Genomic DNA, 17,612 nt, shown 5'->3' on the forward strand with positions numbered 1-17,612 from the left:
CATGAGTACGAAAGTGATCAGCCTGGTTTCCATTGGTGCCCACCCCAGCTCTGGCCGCGCCCGCCGCGCCGAGCAGGATGCCCGTGCCGTGGAGCTGGGTTTGCAGCTGGCTGGGGATAACTTGCAGGTGGTGCATGCGGGCAATCCACAGGAAGAGGCCTTGCGCGCTTACCTGGGCATGGGCCTGGACCACCTCGACGTGCTGGAGCAACCGGCCGGGGCCGATGTGCTGGGCGTGCTGGGCGATTATTTGCGCGACGCCGGGGCCCAGTTGGTGCTGACCGGCAGCCAGGCCGAGACTGGCGAGGGTTCGGGCATGTTGCCGTTCCTGCTGGCCGAAAAGCTCGGCTGGCCGCTGATTGTCGGGCTGGCTGAGGTGGAGTCGATCGACAACGGCACCGCGCAGGTATTGCAGGCTTTGCCGCGTGGTCAGCGGCGTCGCTTGAAGGTGCGTTTGCCATTGCTGGCGACTGTGGATAACGCTGCGCCCAAGCCGCGCCAGAGCGCTTTTGGGCCTGCGCGCCGGGGGGTATTGGCGGCGCGTAATGTGGCCATTGTCGAAGATGAACTGTTGGCTGAAGCCGAGTTGCAACCGGCCCGTCCAAGGCCCAAGCGCTTGAAGGTGATCAAGGCCAAGAGTGGCGCCGACCGCATGAAGGCCGCGACGGCCAAGGCCAGTGGCGGTGGTGGCAAGGTGCTGAAGGACGTTTCGCCGCAGGAAGGCGCTGAGGCGATCCTCAAGCTGTTGGTGGAAGAGGGCGTGCTGCGCTAAAGGCTCATGCACTCCCCGGCAAGGCGTTCTCCTGGAGCAACGCTAAATTACTGATTTTCCAGTGACCGAGTGCGGGCGGGCATGCCCCGCCAACACCGGCGCAGCCGGTGCCAGGCACTGGGTCTCCTGCTCCACGGGACAAGCCCGCTTCCACAAGGGCGTCCCGATCTGCCAGACGCACATTCTATCTGTGCATAAGTCCCTGCCGGACCCATCACACTGCTCGTCAGGCACGGATATGCATGCCTCCAGCTCGTATTGCCCACAATCGCTGTTAGCTGCTCTGTGGATAATCTGTTGGGCACTAGCTGGAGTACGCGTAGGGCGTGGCTTGCGAAGAAATGATTAAAAAACGATCAAGGTGGGTCAGAAGTCTCGAATTCTTGATTATCAGAGCTTTGAACCGCTTATCCACAGAACTACAGTTGTCGGCTCCGTGTTTTGCTCACAAAGTCTGTTAGTGTCTCTGTGGACAAGTTGTACGGAGTGCACTGTAGCCCTTTAAAAACAAGGGCTCCGTTGTTTTGATCAAAAATTGATCATCTGCTTGAATCCGATTGATACCTGTGGGCACTGACAGAATTGCCAGTGTTTGAGTACGCGGCGGCTGGATATCCTCCATAGAACCATTCCAGGAGTTATCCACATGACCCTCATGCCAGCAGTTGTCAACGGATACTCACCCTATGGCTATCGAACGCATCGCGGAGCTTGTGTACTTGCGTTCAACGGCGAGCGGCGAGACCCGTTCACGGGTTGCTATCACTTGGGTAACGGTTATCGTGCCTACAATCCGGCATTGATGCGGTTTCAAGCCCAAGACTCCTTCAGTCCTTTTGGGGCAGGGGGGTTGAACGGTTATGCATATTGCGCTGGCGATCCGGTTAACCGAGTCGATCCCAGTGGCCATAGTTTTGATGTTGGGGGCTTGCTGCTGCGTGGTTTAGGTATGCTGTCGAACGGAGCGACGATTGCTTATAACTTTCTCGGACCTACGCCTGAAACCTGGATAGGCCTTAATGCCACACGAGTGAGCACCTTCGGTTCCATACTGAGCTTAGGAAGCTCCGCGGCATTGTACGCAGGGGTGCCGAGCGCTATTTTTGGCGCGAACGTGGGTACGGCAATCAGTGCTGCAGCAACGCTCACGCGAGCGATCAACGCAGCGATTGGGCCGGGGAGCCGCCCATTGAATCAGATCAAGACGAATTGGAATTTGATGACAGGAGGCTTATCCGAGGCGCCAATGCCGCACGAGTTCGTGCTGGAAGTTGTCACTCCAACTGGTAGGCCACCCGTGACCCCTTCGAATCAGAATGTCGTGTATGACATCAATGGAAGAATACGGCTGCGGGGAATTGCGGGTGCTTCGCCGCCTTCACAAGCGTTGGATATACGGCGACCGCGTAGTCAGTCACAGTGAGCCAACTGCTATGAGGTTACGCCCTGCCGCAAAGTGCATTTTTTGCGGCAGGGCGTTTTTGTTTACTGAGCCTGCACTTCTTTCAGGTAGGCCGCCGGCTCTGCTCCCAGGTTGTTGAGCATCCGCCCGCTGTACCAGTCAATGAAGTTCACCACACCAAACTCGTAAGTCTTCGAATACGGGCCGGGTTGGTACGCGGTGGAGTTGATCCCACGCTGGTTCTCTTCCGCCAGACGGCGGTCCTGGTCGTTGGTGGCGTCCCACACCTTGCGCATGTTCTCGGGGTTGTAGTCCACGCCTTCCACGGCATCCTTGTGCACCAGCCACTTGGTGGTGACCATGGTTTCCTGGGCGCTGATCGGCCACACGGTGAACACGATCATGTGGTCGCCCATGCAGTGGTTCCACGAGTGCGGCAGGTGCAGGATGCGCATCGAGCCAAGGTCCGGGTTCTTGATGCGACCCATCAGCTTCTGGCAGGCCTGCTTGCCGTCCATGGTCATCGACACGGTGCCCTTGAGCAGCGGCATGCGCACGATGCGGTTACGCAGGCCGTGGCTCTTGTGCAGGTAAGGGATCTTCTCGGCTTCCCAGGCAGCGGCGGAGGCGGCCACGTGGTCCTTGAATTCCTGGCTGGCACGCGGGTCGTTGGTGTCGTCCCATTCCAGCAGGGTTTGCAGCAGTTCCGGGTGCGAACCGGAGCAGTGGTAGCACTCGCGGTTGTTTTCCAGCACCAGTTTCCAGTTGGCCTTTTCCATCAAGGTGGTCTGCACCGCCACCTTGGTGTTCTCCATGTCGTACGGTTCCATGTAGTGCTCGAGCGTGGCCAGGAACTCGTCGATGGCGGGCGGGTTTTCCGCCAGGCTGATGAAGATGTAGCCGCCGGCCACCTTCACGTTCACTGGCTTCAGGCCATATTCCTTCATGTCGAAGTCGGCGCCCATCTCGGTACCGGCGAACAGCAGGCGACCGTCCAGTTCGTAGGTCCACTGGTGGTAGTGGCAGACCAGCTTGGCCACCTTGCCTTTGTCGCTGACGCACAGGCGTGAACCGCGGTGACGGCAGACGTTGTGGAAGGCGTGCACCTTACCTTCGGCACCCCGGATAACGATGATCGGGTTCTTGCCGATCTGCAGGGTGATGTAGTTGCCTTTCGCCGGGATCTCGCAGGTCATGCCGGCGATCAGCCATTCTTTGTGGAAGATCTCCTGCATGTCGATCTGGAACAGACGCTCGTCGGTGTAGAAAGGCTGGGGCAGCGAGTAGGTTCGCTCGCGGGTCTGCAGCATCTCGGCGGTGGCCTTGCGTGCAGGTTCCAGTGGATCGCCCAGGCTCAGGGTTGCGGTGACGTCCATCGTGTATTCCTCGGGGCCGTATGCGGCCGGCAAAAGGTGGCTAATCGTTGTTGTGGTGCCGCAAGGCTGCTTGTCAGAAAACAGCATGTTGTTTTGCCGTGGAGTGTGCGTCCGAAGACGTCGCGAACCGTATCCATGGGCGACATGGCCGATTTGAATAACGACGCGCCAGCCCTTGTATCGCGGGGCTGGTCGCGATAAGCACGCCGATGTCGCTGGCAGGAATGTACGTCGCTCTCAGCTTGCGCATTATCCAAGCCATATAAAGCCCGATAGTCGGCTGCTGGAGATGAACATGTCCGATACCTTCCTCAATCCGGTCACTACCCAGACCTGGGCCAACGGCCGCCACATCGTGCGCTGCGTCAAGGTCATCCAGGAGACCTGGGACGTGCGCACCTTCTGCTTCATGGCCGACCAGCCAATCTTGTTCTTCTTCAAACCAGGGCAGTTCGTCACCCTGGAGCTGGAGATCGAAGGCAAGCCGGTAATGCGTTCATACACCATTTCCAGCTCGCCATCGGTGCCGTACAGCTTCTCGATCACCGTCAAGCGTGTGCCGGGTGGCCTGGTGTCGAACTTCCTCCACGACACCATGCACGAAGGCGCCGAGCTGCCGGTGCACGGCCCGGTGGGGCTGTTCAACGCCATCGACTTCCCTGCTGGCAAGGTGCTGTACCTGTCGGGCGGTGTCGGTATTACCCCGGTAATGTCGATGGCGCGCTGGTTCTACGACACCAATGCCAACGTCGACATGGTGTTCGTTCACAGCGCCCGTTCGCCGAAAGACATCATTTACCACCGCGAGCTGGAACAGATGGCGTCGCGCATCCCCAACTTCAGCCTGCACATCATTTGCGAGAAGCACGGGCTGGGTGAGCCGTGGGCGGGTTACCGCGGTTACCTGAACCAGCGGCTGATGGAGTTGATTGCGCCCGACTACATGGAGCGCGTTGTGTTCTGCTGTGGCCCGACGCCGTACATGACGGCGGTCAAGCGCATGCTGGAAGCGGTCGGCTTCGACATGAAGAACTATCACGAGGAGTCGTTCGGTGCCACACCTCCAGAGGCCAAGGCTGATGCGGTGGAGCACGCCGAGCAGGCAGCCGATGCACCTGAGCTGGATGTTTCCGACCTCAACCTGGTGGAGTTCATCGGCAGCGAGAAGAGCATCCGCGTTGCCCCGGGCGAGACCGTGCATGCTGCTGCAGCCAAAGTTGGCCTGATGATCCCCAAAGCTTGCGGCATGGGCATCTGCGGCACCTGCAAGGTGCTCAAACTGGGCGGCGAAGTAGAAATGGAGCACAACGGCGGCATTACCGAAGAGGATGAAGCCGAGGGCTACATCCTGTCGTGCTGCAGCGTGCCGAAAGGGGATGTGCGGATCGATTACTGATTCCAGATAGCGGGGCCCCGACAGGTACCTCGCTAACCCCTTTGCGCCCTGTCATTTCTGTCAGTAATCATGAGGGGCCGTTGGCTATAGAATATGCTCTACAAAACAGGGGGGGGCATGGTGGACGAAGGAATATTGCATCTCCATTTATCCAGCTCATTCCTGCCCAATGCTGGCCGTAGGGTCTGCGCATATAGCCCTTATGGTGTAGTTCATGACAATGGCGCTGCCATGATCGCATTCAATGCTGAACTGCGTGACAGCGCTACCAGTAATTATCTGCTCGGAAAAGGCAGGCGTATGTACAGCCCAGCATTAATGCGATTTCTCAGCGCGGATCGGCTAAGTCCCTTCTCGCGGGGAGGAATCAATGCATACGCTTACTGCCATGGGAATCCTGTCAACCGAGTGGACCCCACTGGCCAATACAGCGTCCCCAAGGTCATTGCGAACACTGTTTGGCTTGGAAAACGTGTCAAAGCGTCTATGTCCAATCTTAAGGGGCTGAAGCGGCTAGACGATAGGAACAAGTGGGTAAAGAAGGTCGGCGTAGTGATGGTTGCGGCGGGAGTGCCGGGTGCTAACTGGGTCAACGCGGCAAGCTTTGCTGTAAAAATGGGAAGCGCGACAGTTGATATCGGCTTCTTCTTTGGCCGTAAGGCTGTTGACTATTTTGTCATGCATAAAGTCAGGCCCATGATAGCGGGGATCCTACCGCCCAATGGGCTCTCGCATGTCAATAGTGCCCCTCCTGTGTCGCAGGTCACGCAAGTTCGAGAGGGGCACTCATCAAGGCGGCATAGCAGTGCCTTTTAGGCTCAGGTGCGGAACCGCGCCACCAAACTATTAAGGTCCACCGCCAACCGCGACAGCTCTGCACTCGCCGCACTGGTCTGATGGGCACCGGTAGCGCTCTGCACCGACAAGTCATTGATGTTCACCAGATTGCGGTCCACTTCCCGCGCCACCTGTGCCTGCTCTTCCGCCGCGCTGGCAATCACCAGGTTACGCTCGTTGATCTGGGCTACCGCCCCGGCAATCGTATCCAGCGCCATGCCCGCACCGCGGGCGATGTTCAGCGTCGATTCGGCGCGTTCGGTGCTGGTGCGCATCGACTCAACCGCTTCTTCGGTACCCCCCTGGATGCTGCCGATCATCCGCTCGATTTCACTGGTCGACTGCTGGGTACGATGGGCGAGCGCGCGCACTTCATCGGCGACTACGGCAAAGCCACGGCCCGCTTCACCGGCACGCGCCGCTTCGATGGCAGCGTTCAGCGCCAACAGGTTGGTCTGGTCGGCCAGCCCTCGAATCACATCCAGCACTTTGCCGATATCACGCGATTGCTCGGCCAGGTGGGTGATCAGTTTCGCCGTAGCCTGCACATCACCGCTCATGCGCTCGATGGCGCCGACCGTTTCCATTACCAGGTCGCGACCATCGCCGGTCGAGCGGCTGGCCTCGCTGGACGCTTCGGAAGTGCTCACGGCATTGCGCGCCACTTCTTCCACAGCACTGGTCATTTCCGTAACGGCCGTGGCGGCTTGTTCGATTTCGTTGTTCTGTTGCTGCAGGCCGCGGGCACTTTCGTCGGTGACCGCATTCAGCTCTTCGGCCGCCGAGGCCAATTGGGTGGCGGAGCCGGCGATCTGTTGCAGGGTGTCACGCAGCTTGTCCTGCATGCGCGCCATGGCGCGCAACAAGCGGGCCGCTTCATCAGTGCCTTCGGCGCGGATGACGTGGGTCAGGTCACCGTCGGCGACCTGCTCGGCACTCTTGAGCGCTTCTTCGATGGGCTTGACGATGCTGCGGGTCAGCAGGAACGCGCAGAGGAAAGTCAGCACGGTGGCCGCGACCAGCAGGCCGATCACCAGGGCGAAGGCGGCCGCGTACTGGCTGGCGGCCTTTTCGTTGGTGGCGCGAGTCTGGTCGGTGTTGATGCGCACCAAAGTGTCCATCACCTTGTTGACCTGCTCGGAGTTGGCCAGCAGGTCGCGGTTGAGCAGGTCGCGCAATTCGGCAGTACGGTCGGCCTGGCTGAGGCTGCGCATGCGCGATTCCAGCTGGCGGTACTGGTTGAGCAACTGGCCGTACTGGTCGAATGCAGCCTGTTCGTCAGCGGCGCCGATCATCGGCAGGTAGGCCTGGCGTGCGCGGTCGATCTGGGCGTTACGCTGGTCCAGCAAGGCAAGGGTGTCGCGCAGGGTTTCCGGTTCGCGGTTGAGCAGCAGGCGGTAGGAGAGGGTGCGCATGCGCAGGTTAAGCGCGGTGAGCTCGTCGAGGATCTTGATACTTGGCACGCTGACCTGCTCGATAACCACGCCGGCCTGGCGGATGTTGCCCATCTGCACCAGCGAGAAGATACCAAGGCCGAGCATCAGCAGGCCGATAAGCGCGAATCCGAGTAGCGCGCGGGGGGCAATATTCATGTTGCGTAGAGACATTGAAGAAGGGATCCAGGCAGGGAAAAGAACGTGAGTGAAGTGCGACGAAATGGGACTTGCCGGGCTATCGGTCGTGACCGGCCAGTCTTGAGTACCTGCTGTCAAAATTGTGAGGTAGCTAACCATTTCCTGACCGGCGGTTGACCCAGGTCGGAACAAGGGGGTGATTACCCTGTCAATCTGCGGGCCAGACACCTTGTGAATCCGATTTTTAATGGCGATGGGCCGCACTTTTCTTTATCGTGTGCGCCCCTCGCAACAACCTGAGATAGACCCATGCTGGAAGCTTCCCTGAATCAAATCGAGCAACTGGTCAGCGACCTGATGCAGAAGAACGCTCAACTCACCGAGCAGAACACCGCCCTCGGCCAGGAACTGGCCCAGGCCAAGGAAGAAAACGAAACCCTGCAGCTCTCGCTGATGGAGCAGGAAGAGAAGAACGGCGCTACCGCAGCGCGCATCCAGGCCTTGGTTGATCGCGCCAGCGCGGGCGTTGTCGGCGCATGAGACTGCAAGAGCAGCCGATCAATGTCGTGTCGATTCTCGGCATCGACTATTCGATCAAGGCGCCCGAAGGCCAGGAAGAAACCCTGGCCCAGGCGGTACGGATGCTCAACACTGCCCTGAACGAGACCAAGCGCCAGTACCCGACCTTGATCGGTGACAAGTTGCTGGTGCTGGCTGCCCTCAACCTTTGCTCCAAGCAGGTTGAGCTGCAGAAGGAACATCAGCAGACGCTGGCGCGCACCCAAGCGCAGATCGATGCCACGGTGGATGCCATCGTGCGGACCATTGCAGAGCAATAAGACCGCACACCGTCCCGTGTAGGAGCGGGTTTACCCGCGAAAGCGTCAATGGCTTCAACATCGCATTCGCGGGTAAGCCCGCTCCTACAGGGTGCATCTGATTGCTTCAGATCACTGGATTAACTGGATACGCAAGTGTATACACTTTCCGCAAAACAATAATGTTGCGGGGGGTAGGGCATGGGTATCTGGCGCAAGAGCATCCAGTGGCAATTGATCACCAGCATGGGCGCTGCCCTGCTGGCGAGCATCCTGGTGGTGGTCATTATCTTCACCGTGGCGCTCAACCGCCTCACCGACCGCTACCTGGTCGACACTGCCCTGCCAGCCAGCATCGAAGCAATCCGCAACGACATCGAGCGCATGCTGGGCCAACCGTTGGTTGCTGCCGCGGACATTGCCGGTAACACCCTGCTGCGCGACTGGCTTGCTGCCGGTGAAGATCCCGCGCAGGCACCCCAATTCATCGAATACCTGGCCGCCGCCAAACAGCGCAACCACGCCTTCACTACGCTGTTCGCCTCGACTGAAACCGGCCACTACTACAACGAGAACGGCCTGGACCGCATCCTCAGCCGCAGCAACCCCAAGGACAAGTGGTTTTACGGTTACATCGACAGCGGCGCCGAGCGGTTCATCAACATCGACATCGATGGTGCCACCGGCGAACTGGCTCTGTTCATCGACTATCGCGTGGAAAAGGAAGGCAAGCTGGTGGGTGTGGCCGGCATGGGCTTGCGCATGACCGAATTATCGAAGCTGATCCACGACTTCAGCTTTGGCGAGCACGGCAAGGTGTTCCTGGTGCGCAACGATGGCCTGATCCAGGTGCATCCCGATGCTGCCTTCAGTGGCAAGCGCCAGCTTGCCGAACAGCTTGGCGCGGACGCAGCCAAAGGCGTCATGACCGGAGGCGAGAGCCTGCGTAGCAGCCGCTTCAGCCGTGACGGTGAGCGCTACCTGGCGCTGGGCCTGCCGCTGCGCGACCTCAACTGGACCCTTGTGGCCGAAGTGCCAGAGTCGGAAATTTACGCGCAAATGCATCAGGCCGTCTGGCTGACCAGCCTGATCGGTGGCGCCGTCGCGTTGGTGTCGCTGCTGTTGGTGGTACTGCTGGCGCGTGGCCTGGTGCGGCCGATCCGCCGCGTTACCGCCGCATTGGTTCAGATTGGCGGGGGAGCGGGTGATCTCAGCCATCGGCTGGACGATTCGCGTCAGGATGAGCTGGGTGACCTGGCCCGTGGTTTCAACCGCTTCCTGGACAGCCAGCGCAGCCTGATCGGCGAGGTGTTGAGTACCTCCGAGCGGCTGCGGCGGGCCGTGGAGCAGGTAACCCAGGTGGTGGACAACACCGCCGAGCGCTCCGGGCGCCAGCAGGAGATGACCGAAATGGTCGCCACTGCTGTACACGAGATGGGCCTGACCGTGCAGGACATCGCCCGCAATGCCGGCGATGCGGCCCAGGCGTCGCAGTCGGCACGAGACGAGGCGCTGCAGGCCCGCGAGGTGGTGCAACGATCCATTCGGGGCATTGAGGGCATGTCAGGCGACATCGGCAAGGCGGCCGATGCGGTCAGCCAGCTGGCCGACGAAGTCGCCTCGGTCGATGAAGTGCTCGCGGTAATCCGCAGCATTTCCGAGCAGACCAACCTGCTCGCGCTGAACGCTGCCATCGAGGCCGCGCGGGCAGGGGAGATGGGGCGGGGGTTCGCTGTGGTGGCCGATGAAGTACGTACGCTGGCCAGGCGCACACAGCTGTCCACCGATGAAGTGCAGCAGATGATCCAGCGCCTGAAGCTGGGTGCAGGTTCGGCGGTGAGTTCAATGCAGGCAGGGCAGCAGGCGACCGGCAGTGGCGTGGAATCGAGCCAGCGCACCGGGGCATCGTTGAGCGCGATTACCGACCAGGTTGAGCACATCAGTGACATGAACCACCAGGTGGCCACGGCTACCGAGGAGCAGTCGGCGGTGACCGAGGAAATCAACCGGACGGTGCAGGGGATTTCCGATTTGGCGCGTGAGACGGCGGCGGAGGTGCAAGGGTGCCGCGAGGAGTGTCAGGCGTTGCGTGGGTTGGCTGATGACCTGGCGCGGCAGATGGGTGGGTTCAGGCTCTAGATCGCGGGGGCCGCAAGGCGGCCCCGACTCTCGCTCAGTCACCAATGATCGCGCGGATATCCGCCGCCAGCTCACGCACCCGCGCTTCTTCGGTATCCCACGAGCACATGAAGCGCGCGCCACCGTTGCCAATGAAGGTATAGAAGCGCCAGCCCTTGCCCCGCAGCGCCTCGATGGCGTGCTCCGGCATCTGCAGGAACACCCCGTTGGCCTCTACCGGGAACATCAGCTCTACCCCCGGCAGGTCACTGACCAACGATGCCAGCAGCTGCGCGCAATGATTGGCGTGGTTGCCATGGCGTAACCAGGCGCCACCTTCCAGCAGCCCGACCCATGGCGCCGACAAGAAGCGCATCTTCGACGCCAGTTGCCCGGCCTGCTTGCAGCGATAATCGAAGTCTTCGGCCAACTGGCGGTTGAAGAACAGAATCGCCTCGCCCACCGCCATGCCGTTCTTGGTGCCGCCAAAGCACAGCACATCCACACCGGCCTTCCAGGTCAGTTCGGCCGGGCTGCAGCCCAGGAAAGCACAGGCGTTGGTAAAGCGTGCGCCGTCCATGTGCAGGTTCAGGCCCAGCTCCTTGCAGGTGGCGCTGATCGCCTTCAGCTCGTCGGGGCGGTACACCGTGCCGACTTCGGTGGCCTGGGTAATGGTCACCACGCGCGGCTTGGGGTAGTGGATATCCTGGCGTTTGAGCGCCACTTCACGAATAGACTGTGGCGTCAGCTTGCCGTTGACGCTGGCCGCTGTCAGCAGCTTGGAGCCGTTGGAGAAAAACTCCGGCGCACCGCATTCGTCGGTTTCGACGTGGGCGGTCTCGGAGCAGATCACGCTGTGATAGCTCTGGCACAGCGACGCCAGGGCCAGGGAGTTGGCCGCGGTGCCGTTGAAAGCGAAGAACACCTCGCAGTCGGTTTCGAACAACTTGCGGAAATACTCCGAAGCACGCTCTGTCCACTGGTCGTCGCCGTAGGCGCGGTCGTGGCCGTGGTTGGCTTTTTCCATCGCCGCCCAGGCTTCGGGGCAGATGCCGGAATAGTTGTCGCTGGCGAATTGTTGGCTCTTGTCTGTCATGGCACGGTCCTGTGAACGACGCAGATCAGCACTCTAAACCATCGATTCAGCACTTGCCTATACAACCCGTGCATCGGCTGATTTCTGTGTTGTCCGGGCTGGCCCTTTCGCGGGTGAACCCGCTCCCACAGGGCGTCGTAAGCCTTCAGAGCGCCGCCGTACCTGTAGGAGCGGGTTCACCCGCGAAAGGGCCAGCACAAACAGCACAACAGCGAATGTCGTAAACGCGCCATTGCAAGGCGTGCGCAGGCATCTGACCCGACCCCGCCAGTCATAACATCGCCACAAAGGGCCACAGTGCCCCACGACAAAAAACGATCGCTGCCGGGAGATACACAATGTTCAGCAAGCAAGACCAGATCCAGGGTTACGACGATGCACTGCTGGCGGCGATGAATGCCGAAGAACAGCGCCAGGAAGATCACATCGAGCTGATCGCCTCGGAGAACTACACCAGCAAGCGCGTCATGCAGGCCCAAGGCAGCGGCCTGACCAACAAGTACGCCGAAGGCTACCCGGGCAAGCGTTACTACGGTGGCTGCGAGCACGTAGACAAGGTAGAAGCCCTGGCCATCGAGCGCGCCAAGCAGCTGTTCGGTGCCGATTACGCAAACGTCCAGCCGCACTCCGGCTCGTCGGCCAACGGCGCGGTCTACCTGGCCCTGCTGCAAGCCGGTGACACCATCCTGGGCATGAGCCTGGCCCACGGTGGCCACCTGACCCACGGCGCCAAAGTGTCGTCCTCGGGCAAGCTGTACAACGCTGTCCAGTACGGCATCGACACCAACACCGGCCTGATCGACTATGACGAAGTCGAGCGCCTGGCGGTCGAGCACAAGCCGAAAATGATCGTTGCCGGTTTCTCGGCCTACTCCAAGACCCTCGACTTCCCACGCTTCCGCGCCATCGCCGACAAAGTGGGCGCACTGCTGTTCGTCGACATGGCCCACGTTGCCGGCCTGGTTGCCGCTGGCCTGTACCCGAACCCGATCCCGTTCGCCGATGTGGTCACCACCACCACCCACAAGACCCTGCGCGGTCCGCGTGGCGGCCTGATCCTGGCCAAGTCGAACGAAGAGATCGAGAAAAAGCTGAACGCCGCTGTATTCCCGGGTGCCCAGGGTGGCCCGCTGATGCACGTGATCGCTGCCAAGGCAGTGTGCTTCAAGGAAGCGCTGGAGCCTGGATTCAAGGCCTACCAGCAGCAAGTGATCGAAAACGCCCAGGCCATGGCCCAGGTGTTCATCGACCGTGGCTACGATGTGGTTTCCGGTGGCACCGACAACCACCTGTTCCTGGTCAGCCTGATCCGTCAGGGCCTGACTGGCAAAGACGCCGACGCCGCCCTGGGGCGTGCGCATATCACCGTCAACAAGAACGCCGTGCCGAACGACCCACAGTCGCCGTTCGTCACGTCGGGCCTGCGTATCGGCACCCCGGCCGTCACCACCCGCGGCTTCAAGGTCGCCCAGTGCGTGGCCCTGGCTGGCTGGATTTGCGACATCCTCGACAACCTCGGTGACGCAGACGTCGAAGCCGATGTGGCGAAGAACGTCGCGGCGCTGTGCGCAGATTTCCCTGTCTACCGCTGAGTGGAGTCACACACCATGCAACGTTACTCGGGCTTCGGCCTTTTCAAGCACTCCCTCAGCCACCACGAAAACTGGCAGCGCATGTGGCGCACGCCAACCCCTAAAAAGGTTTACGACGTGGTCATTGTCGGCGGTGGCGGCCATGGCCTGGCCACGGCCTACTACCTGGCCAAAGAGCACGGCATCACCAACGTTGCCGTGATCGAGAAGGGCTACCTGGGCGGCGGCAACACCGCCCGTAACACCACCATCGTGCGTTCCAACTACCTGTGGGACGAGTCGGCGCACCTGTACGAGCACGCCATGAAGCTGTGGGAGGGCCTGTCCCAGGACCTGAACTACAACGTGATGTTCTCCCAGCGCGGCGTTTACAACCTGTGCCACACCCTGCAGGACATGCGTGACTCCGAGCGTCGGGTCAGCGCCAACCGCCTCAACGGCGTGGATGGCGAGCTGCTGAACACTGCCCAGGTTGCGGCCGAAATCCCGTACCTGGACTGCTCGAAGAACACCCGCTACCCGATCCTCGGCGCCACCGTACAGCGCCGTGGCGGCGTTGCCCGTCACGATGCCGTGGCCTGGGGCTTCGCCCGCGCTGCCGACGCCCTGGGCGTCGACCTGATCCAGCAAACCGAAGTGATCGGCTTCCGCAAGGAAAACGGCGCGGTCATCGGTGTTGAAACCAACAAAGGCTTCATCGGCGCCAAGCGCGTCGGCGTGGTCACCGCCGGTAACTCCGGGCACATGGCCAAGCTGGCCGGCTTCCGCCTGCCGCTGGAATCGCACCCGCTGCAAGCGCTGGTATCCGAGCCGATCAAGCCGATCATCGACAGCGTGATCATGTCCAACGCCGTACATGGCTACATCAGCCAGTCCGACAAGGGCGACCTGGTGATCGGTGCCGGTATCGACGGCTGGGTCGGCTACGGCCAGCGCGGTTCGTACCCGGTGATCGAGCACACCCTGCAGGCCATCGTCGAGATGTTCCCCAACCTGTCGCGTGTTCGCATGAACCGCCAGTGGGGCGGCATCGTAGACACCTCGCCGGACGCCTGCCCGATCATCACCAAAACCCCGGTCAAGAACATGTTCTTCAACTGCGGTTGGGGTACTGGCGGCTTCAAGGCGACCCCCGGTTCGGGCAACGTCTTCGCCGCGAGCCTGGCCAAGGGCGAAATGCACCCACTGGCCGCGCCGTTCTCCATGGACCGTTTCTACAACGGCGCACTGATCGACGAACACGGCGCCGCCGCCGTCGCCCACTAACCGGAGACACCGTCATGTTGCATATTTTCTGTCCCCACTGCGGCGAGCTGCGCTCCGAAGAAGAGTTCCACGCCTCTGGCCAGGCACACATCGCCCGCCCGCTGGACCCTAACGCCTGCTCCGACGAGGAGTGGGGTACCTACATGTTCTACCGTGACAACCCACGCGGTATTCACCATGAACTGTGGGACCACGTTGCCGGCTGCCGCCAGTACTTCAACGTCACCCGTGACACCGTGACCTACGAAATTCTGGAAACCTACAAGATTGGCGAGAAGCCGCAAGTGACCGCCAATGGCAAAGCCGCCAGCGCCACGTCGACCGTCAAAGGCCAAGGGGAAAAAGTATGAGCCAGACCTATCGCCTCGCCAGCGGCGGCCGTATCGACCGCAGCAAGGTCCTGAACTTCACCTTCAACGGCAAGACCTACCAGGGTTATGCCGGTGACAGCCTGGCCGCCGCGTTGCTGGCCAACGGCGTCGACATTGTCGGCCGCAGCTTCAAGTACTCGCGCCCGCGCGGCATCATCGCCGCCGGTACCGAAGAGCCGAACGCCATCCTGCAGATCGGCTCCAGCGAAGCTACCCAGATCCCCAACGTGCGCGCCACCCAACAGGCACTGTACGCGGGCCTTGTCGCCACCAGCACCAACGGCTGGCCGAACGTCAACAACGACGTCATGGGCATCCTCGGCAAGGTTGGCGGCAGCATGATGCCGCCGGGCTTCTACTACAAAACCTTCATGTACCCCAAATCGTTCTGGATGACTTACGAGAAGTACATCCGTAAAGCCGCCGGCCTGGGCCGTGCGCCGCTGCAGAACGACCCTGACAGCTACGACTACATGAACCGGCACTGCGACGTGCTGATCGTCGGCGCCGGCCCTGCTGGCCTGGCTGCCGCACTGGCCGCTGCGCGCAGCGGTGCCCGCGTGATCCTGGCTGACGAGCAGGAAGAGTTCGGCGGCAGCCTGCTCGACACCCGCGAAACCCTCGACGGCAAGCCTGCTGCCGAGTGGGTCAACGCCGTGGTCAAAGAGCTGGAAGGCCTGCCGGAAGTGACCCTGCTGCCACGTGCCACGGTCAACGGCTACCACGACCATAACTTCCTGACCATTCACGAGCGCCTCACCGACCACCTCGGCGACCGCGCCCCGATCGGCCAGGTTCGCCACCGCGTGCACCGCGTTCGCGCCAAGCGCGTGGTACTGGCTGCCGGCGCCCACGAGCGCCCGCTGGTGTACGGCAACAACGACGTGCCGGGCAACATGCTGGCCGGTGCTGTTTCCACCTATGTTCGCCGCTATGGCGTGGCGCCGGGTCGCAAGTTGGTACTGTCGACCAACAACGACCACGCTTATCGCGCCGCGCTGGACTGGCACGACGCAGGCCTGCAAGTGGTCGCCATCGCCGACGCCCGCCACAACCCACGTGGCTCGCTGGTTGAAGAGGCGCGTGCCAAAGGCATTCGCATCCTCACCTCCAGCGCCGTGATCGAGGCCAAAGGCAGCAAGCACGTCACCGGCGCCCGTGTGGCGGCGATCGATGTGCAGGCGCACAAAGTCACCAGCCCAGGCGAAATCCTCGAGTGCGACCTGGTCGCGTCCTCGGGCGGTTACAGCCCGATCGTGCACCTGGCTTCGCACCTGGGCGGTCGCCCGGTATGGCGTGACGATATCCTTGGCTTCGTGCCGGGCGATGCCCCGCAGAAGCGCGAGTGCGTCGGTGGTGTCAACGGCGTGTATGCCTTGGGCGATGTGATTGCCGATGGCTTCGAAGGCGGCGTCCGCGCAGCCAGCGAGGCCGGTTTCAAGGCCACTGTCGGCACCTTGCCAAAAACCGTGGCGCGCAAGGAAGAGGCCACCGTGGCACTGTTCCTGGTGCCGCACGACAAAGGCACCAAGGGGCCGAAGCAGTTCGTCGACCAGCAGAACGACGTGACCGCCGCCGGCATCGAGCTGGCCACCCGTGAAGGCTTTGAGTCGGTCGAACACGTGAAGCGCTACACCGCGCTGGGCTTCGGTACCGACCAGGGCAAATTGGGCAACATCAACGGCCTGGCCATCGCCGCCCGTTCGATCGGCATCACCATCCCGGAAATGGGCACCACCATGTTCCGCCCCAACTACACGCCGGTCACTTTCGGCGCGGTAGCGGGCCGTCACTGTGGTCACCTGTTCGAGCCCGTGCGCTTCACTGCCCTGCATGCCTGGCACGTGAAGAACGGCGCCGAGTTCGAAGACGTCGGCCAGTGGAAGCGCCCGTGGTACTTCCCGAAAGCCGGCGAAGACATCCATGCTGCCGTCACGCGTGAATGCAAGGCCGTGCGCGACAGCGTGGGCCTGCTGGACGCCTCGACCCTGGGCAAGATCGACATCCAGGGCCCGGACGCGCGCGAATTCCTCAACCGCATCTACACCAACGCCTGGACCAAGCTCGACGTGGGCAAGGCCCGCTACGGCCTGATGTGCAAGGAAGACGGCATGGTCTTCGACGACGGCGTAACCGCCTGCGTCGGCGACAACCACTTCATCATGACCACCACCACCGGCGGCGCTGCCCGCGTGCTGCAGTGGATGGAGCTGTATCACCAGACCGAATGGCCAGAGCTGAAGGTGTACTTCACTTCGGTCACCGACCACTGGGCCACCATGACCCTGTCCGGCCCTAACAGCCGCAAGCTGCTGAGCGAGCTGACCGACATCGACATGGACAAGGAAGCCTTCCCGTTCATGACCTGGAAGGAAGGCAACGTCGGTGGCGTGCCGGCCCGCGTGTTCCGTATCTCGTTCACCGGCGAGCTGTCGTACGAAGTGAACGTGCAGGCCAACTACGCGATGGGCGTGCTGGAACAGATCATCGAGGCTGGTAAGAAATACAACCTGACCCCGTACGGCACCGAGACCATGCACGTACTGCGTGCAGAGAAGGGCTTCATCATCGTTGGCCAGGACACCGATGGTTCGATGAACCCGGACGACCTGAACATGAGCTGGTGCGTTGGCCGCAACAAGCCGTTCTCGTGGATCGGCCTGCGTGGCATGAACCGCGAAGACTGCGTACGTGAGAACCGCAAGCAGCTGGTGGGCCTGAAGCCGGTCGACCCGACCAAGTGGCTGCCGGAAGGCGCCCAGCTGGTGTTCGACCCGAAACAGCCGATCCCGATGGACATGGTCGGCCACGTCACCTCCAGCTACGCGTCCAACTCCCTGGGCTACTCGTTCGCCATGGGTGTGGTCAAAGGCGGCCTCAAGCGCATGGGCGAGCGTGTCTACTCGCCGCAGGCAGATGGCAGCGTGATCGAGGCGGAAATCGTGTCTTCGGTGTTCTTCGATCCGAAGGGTGAGCGGCAGAACGTCTAAGGCC

The 17,612-nt window shown here is 61.5% G+C and carries 14 protein-coding genes and 2 pseudogenes; 12 read left to right on the forward strand and 4 right to left on the reverse strand.

The annotated features are described in order from the left end of the window. The first annotated feature begins 1 nt into the window (after position 1). Both etfB and ACZ889_RS05455 read left to right on the forward strand, forming a co-directional pair. The gene (gene etfB / locus ACZ889_RS05450) at positions 2 to 772 is read left to right on the forward strand and encodes an electron transfer flavoprotein subunit beta (RefSeq protein ID WP_010951675.1); all 771 of its coding nucleotides are present in this window, start codon (positions 2 to 4) and stop codon (positions 770 to 772) included. A 646-nt stretch (positions 773 to 1,418) separates the two neighbouring features. Next, positions 1,419 to 2,195, forward strand: a complete 777-nt coding sequence (locus ACZ889_RS05455) for an RHS repeat-associated core domain-containing protein (RefSeq protein ID WP_476257225.1) — start codon at positions 1,419 to 1,421, stop codon at positions 2,193 to 2,195. Between the two features lie 62 nt (positions 2,196 to 2,257). On the opposite strand, the gene gbcA is transcribed toward ACZ889_RS05455, so the two are convergent. Then, a complete protein-coding gene (gene gbcA / locus ACZ889_RS05460; protein WP_003255692.1) occupies positions 2,258 to 3,550 on the reverse strand; it encodes a glycine-betaine demethylase subunit GbcA in 1,293 nt (430 codons plus the stop codon). Between the two features lie 295 nt (positions 3,551 to 3,845). Here gbcA and gbcB point away from each other — a divergent pair, with 295 nt between their 5' ends. Together gbcB and ACZ889_RS05470 are read left to right on the forward strand one after the other, a co-directional pair. Further along, positions 3,846 to 4,946: a glycine-betaine demethylase subunit GbcB gene (gene gbcB, locus ACZ889_RS05465; RefSeq protein ID WP_110744753.1), complete on the forward strand. Its 1,101-nt coding sequence runs from the start codon at positions 3,846 to 3,848 to the stop codon at positions 4,944 to 4,946. Between the two features lie 231 nt (positions 4,947 to 5,177). Continuing rightward, a complete protein-coding gene (locus tag ACZ889_RS05470; protein WP_371921791.1) occupies positions 5,178 to 5,762 on the forward strand; it encodes an RHS repeat-associated core domain-containing protein in 585 nt (194 codons plus the stop codon). 2 nt (positions 5,763 to 5,764) lie between these two features. Here ACZ889_RS05470 and ACZ889_RS05475 read toward each other — a convergent pair whose 3' ends face one another. Then, positions 5,765 to 6,637, reverse strand: a complete 873-nt coding sequence (locus ACZ889_RS05475; protein ID WP_414003953.1) for a methyl-accepting chemotaxis protein — start codon at positions 6,635 to 6,637, stop codon at positions 5,765 to 5,767. Beyond that, a pseudogene (locus ACZ889_RS05480) lies at positions 6,620 to 7,516 on the reverse strand (MCP four helix bundle domain-containing protein); the annotation flags it as partial. The gene ACZ889_RS05475 and the pseudogene ACZ889_RS05480, both read right to left, overlap by 18 nt. A 150-nt stretch (positions 7,517 to 7,666) precedes the next feature. Between ACZ889_RS05480 and ACZ889_RS05485 the strand changes: the two are divergent. From ACZ889_RS05485 to ACZ889_RS05500, 4 genes and pseudogenes are all read left to right on the forward strand, one after another. Continuing rightward, a complete protein-coding gene (locus ACZ889_RS05485) occupies positions 7,667 to 7,897 on the forward strand; it encodes a hypothetical protein (RefSeq protein WP_110744750.1) in 231 nt (76 codons plus the stop codon). Next, on the forward strand, positions 7,894 to 8,196 hold the full coding sequence (locus tag ACZ889_RS05490) for a cell division protein ZapA (protein ID WP_110744749.1): 303 nt from the start codon (positions 7,894 to 7,896) through the stop codon (positions 8,194 to 8,196). The genes ACZ889_RS05485 and ACZ889_RS05490 overlap by 4 nt, the downstream gene beginning before the upstream one ends. Positions 8,197 to 8,421: 225 nt before the next feature. Next, positions 8,422 to 9,450, forward strand: a pseudogene (gene mcpH / locus ACZ889_RS05495) (methyl-accepting chemotaxis protein McpH); the annotation flags it as partial. Positions 9,451 to 9,585: 135 nt separating this feature from the next. Beyond that, a complete protein-coding gene (locus tag ACZ889_RS05500; protein ID WP_407473313.1) occupies positions 9,586 to 10,314 on the forward strand; it encodes a methyl-accepting chemotaxis protein in 729 nt (242 codons plus the stop codon). A gap of 34 nt (positions 10,315 to 10,348) precedes the next feature. Here the strand turns inward: ACZ889_RS05500 and ACZ889_RS05505 are convergent, their stop codons facing one another. After that, positions 10,349 to 11,389 (reverse strand): threonine aldolase family protein, encoded by a 1,041-nt coding sequence (locus ACZ889_RS05505; protein WP_476257226.1) that lies wholly within the window; start codon positions 11,387 to 11,389, stop codon positions 10,349 to 10,351. Positions 11,390 to 11,727: 338 nt separating this feature from the next. Here ACZ889_RS05505 and ACZ889_RS05510 point away from each other — a divergent pair, with 338 nt between their 5' ends. From ACZ889_RS05510 to ACZ889_RS05525, 4 genes are read left to right on the forward strand one after another with little or no spacing between them, the layout of a single operon-like run. Then, on the forward strand, positions 11,728 to 12,981 hold the full coding sequence (locus tag ACZ889_RS05510) for a serine hydroxymethyltransferase (protein WP_003255681.1): 1,254 nt from the start codon (positions 11,728 to 11,730) through the stop codon (positions 12,979 to 12,981). 15 nt (positions 12,982 to 12,996) lie between these two features. Next, positions 12,997 to 14,247: a sarcosine oxidase subunit beta family protein gene (locus ACZ889_RS05515; RefSeq protein WP_003255680.1), complete on the forward strand. Its 1,251-nt coding sequence runs from the start codon at positions 12,997 to 12,999 to the stop codon at positions 14,245 to 14,247. A 14-nt stretch (positions 14,248 to 14,261) separates the two neighbouring features. Next, entirely contained in the window at positions 14,262 to 14,597 is a 336-nt protein-coding gene (locus ACZ889_RS05520; RefSeq protein ID WP_003255679.1) for a sarcosine oxidase subunit delta, read from the forward strand. Beyond that, entirely contained in the window at positions 14,594 to 17,608 is a 3,015-nt protein-coding gene (locus tag ACZ889_RS05525) for a sarcosine oxidase subunit alpha (RefSeq protein ID WP_108191848.1), read from the forward strand. The genes ACZ889_RS05520 and ACZ889_RS05525 overlap by 4 nt, the downstream gene beginning before the upstream one ends. Positions 17,609 to 17,612 lie beyond the last annotated feature (4 nt).

This window comes from Pseudomonas sp. TE3895, assembly GCF_056278855.1.

Bases quoted from the DNA above. Each gene is read 5' to 3' on its own strand.
- etfB (WP_010951675.1), top strand. From the start codon at position 2: ATGAGTACGAAAGTGATCAGCCTGGTTTCCATTGGTGCCCACCCCAGC.
- ACZ889_RS05455 (WP_476257225.1), top strand. From the start codon at position 1,419: ATGACCCTCATGCCAGCAGTTGTCAACGGATACTCACCCTATGGCTAT.
- gbcA (WP_003255692.1), bottom strand. From the start codon at position 3,550: ATGGACGTCACCGCAACCCTGAGCCTGGGCGATCCACTGGAACCTGCA.
- gbcB (WP_110744753.1), top strand. From the start codon at position 3,846: ATGTCCGATACCTTCCTCAATCCGGTCACTACCCAGACCTGGGCCAAC.
- ACZ889_RS05470 (WP_371921791.1), top strand. From the start codon at position 5,178: ATGATCGCATTCAATGCTGAACTGCGTGACAGCGCTACCAGTAATTAT.
- ACZ889_RS05475 (WP_414003953.1), bottom strand. From the start codon at position 6,637: ATGGCGCGCATGCAGGACAAGCTGCGTGACACCCTGCAACAGATCGCC.
- ACZ889_RS05485 (WP_110744750.1), top strand. From the start codon at position 7,667: ATGCTGGAAGCTTCCCTGAATCAAATCGAGCAACTGGTCAGCGACCTG.
- ACZ889_RS05490 (WP_110744749.1), top strand. From the start codon at position 7,894: ATGAGACTGCAAGAGCAGCCGATCAATGTCGTGTCGATTCTCGGCATC.
- ACZ889_RS05500 (WP_407473313.1), top strand. From the start codon at position 9,586: ATGGTCGCCACTGCTGTACACGAGATGGGCCTGACCGTGCAGGACATC.
- ACZ889_RS05505 (WP_476257226.1), bottom strand. From the start codon at position 11,389: ATGACAGACAAGAGCCAACAATTCGCCAGCGACAACTATTCCGGCATC.
- ACZ889_RS05510 (WP_003255681.1), top strand. From the start codon at position 11,728: ATGTTCAGCAAGCAAGACCAGATCCAGGGTTACGACGATGCACTGCTG.
- ACZ889_RS05515 (WP_003255680.1), top strand. From the start codon at position 12,997: ATGCAACGTTACTCGGGCTTCGGCCTTTTCAAGCACTCCCTCAGCCAC.
- ACZ889_RS05520 (WP_003255679.1), top strand. From the start codon at position 14,262: ATGTTGCATATTTTCTGTCCCCACTGCGGCGAGCTGCGCTCCGAAGAA.
- ACZ889_RS05525 (WP_108191848.1), top strand. From the start codon at position 14,594: ATGAGCCAGACCTATCGCCTCGCCAGCGGCGGCCGTATCGACCGCAGC.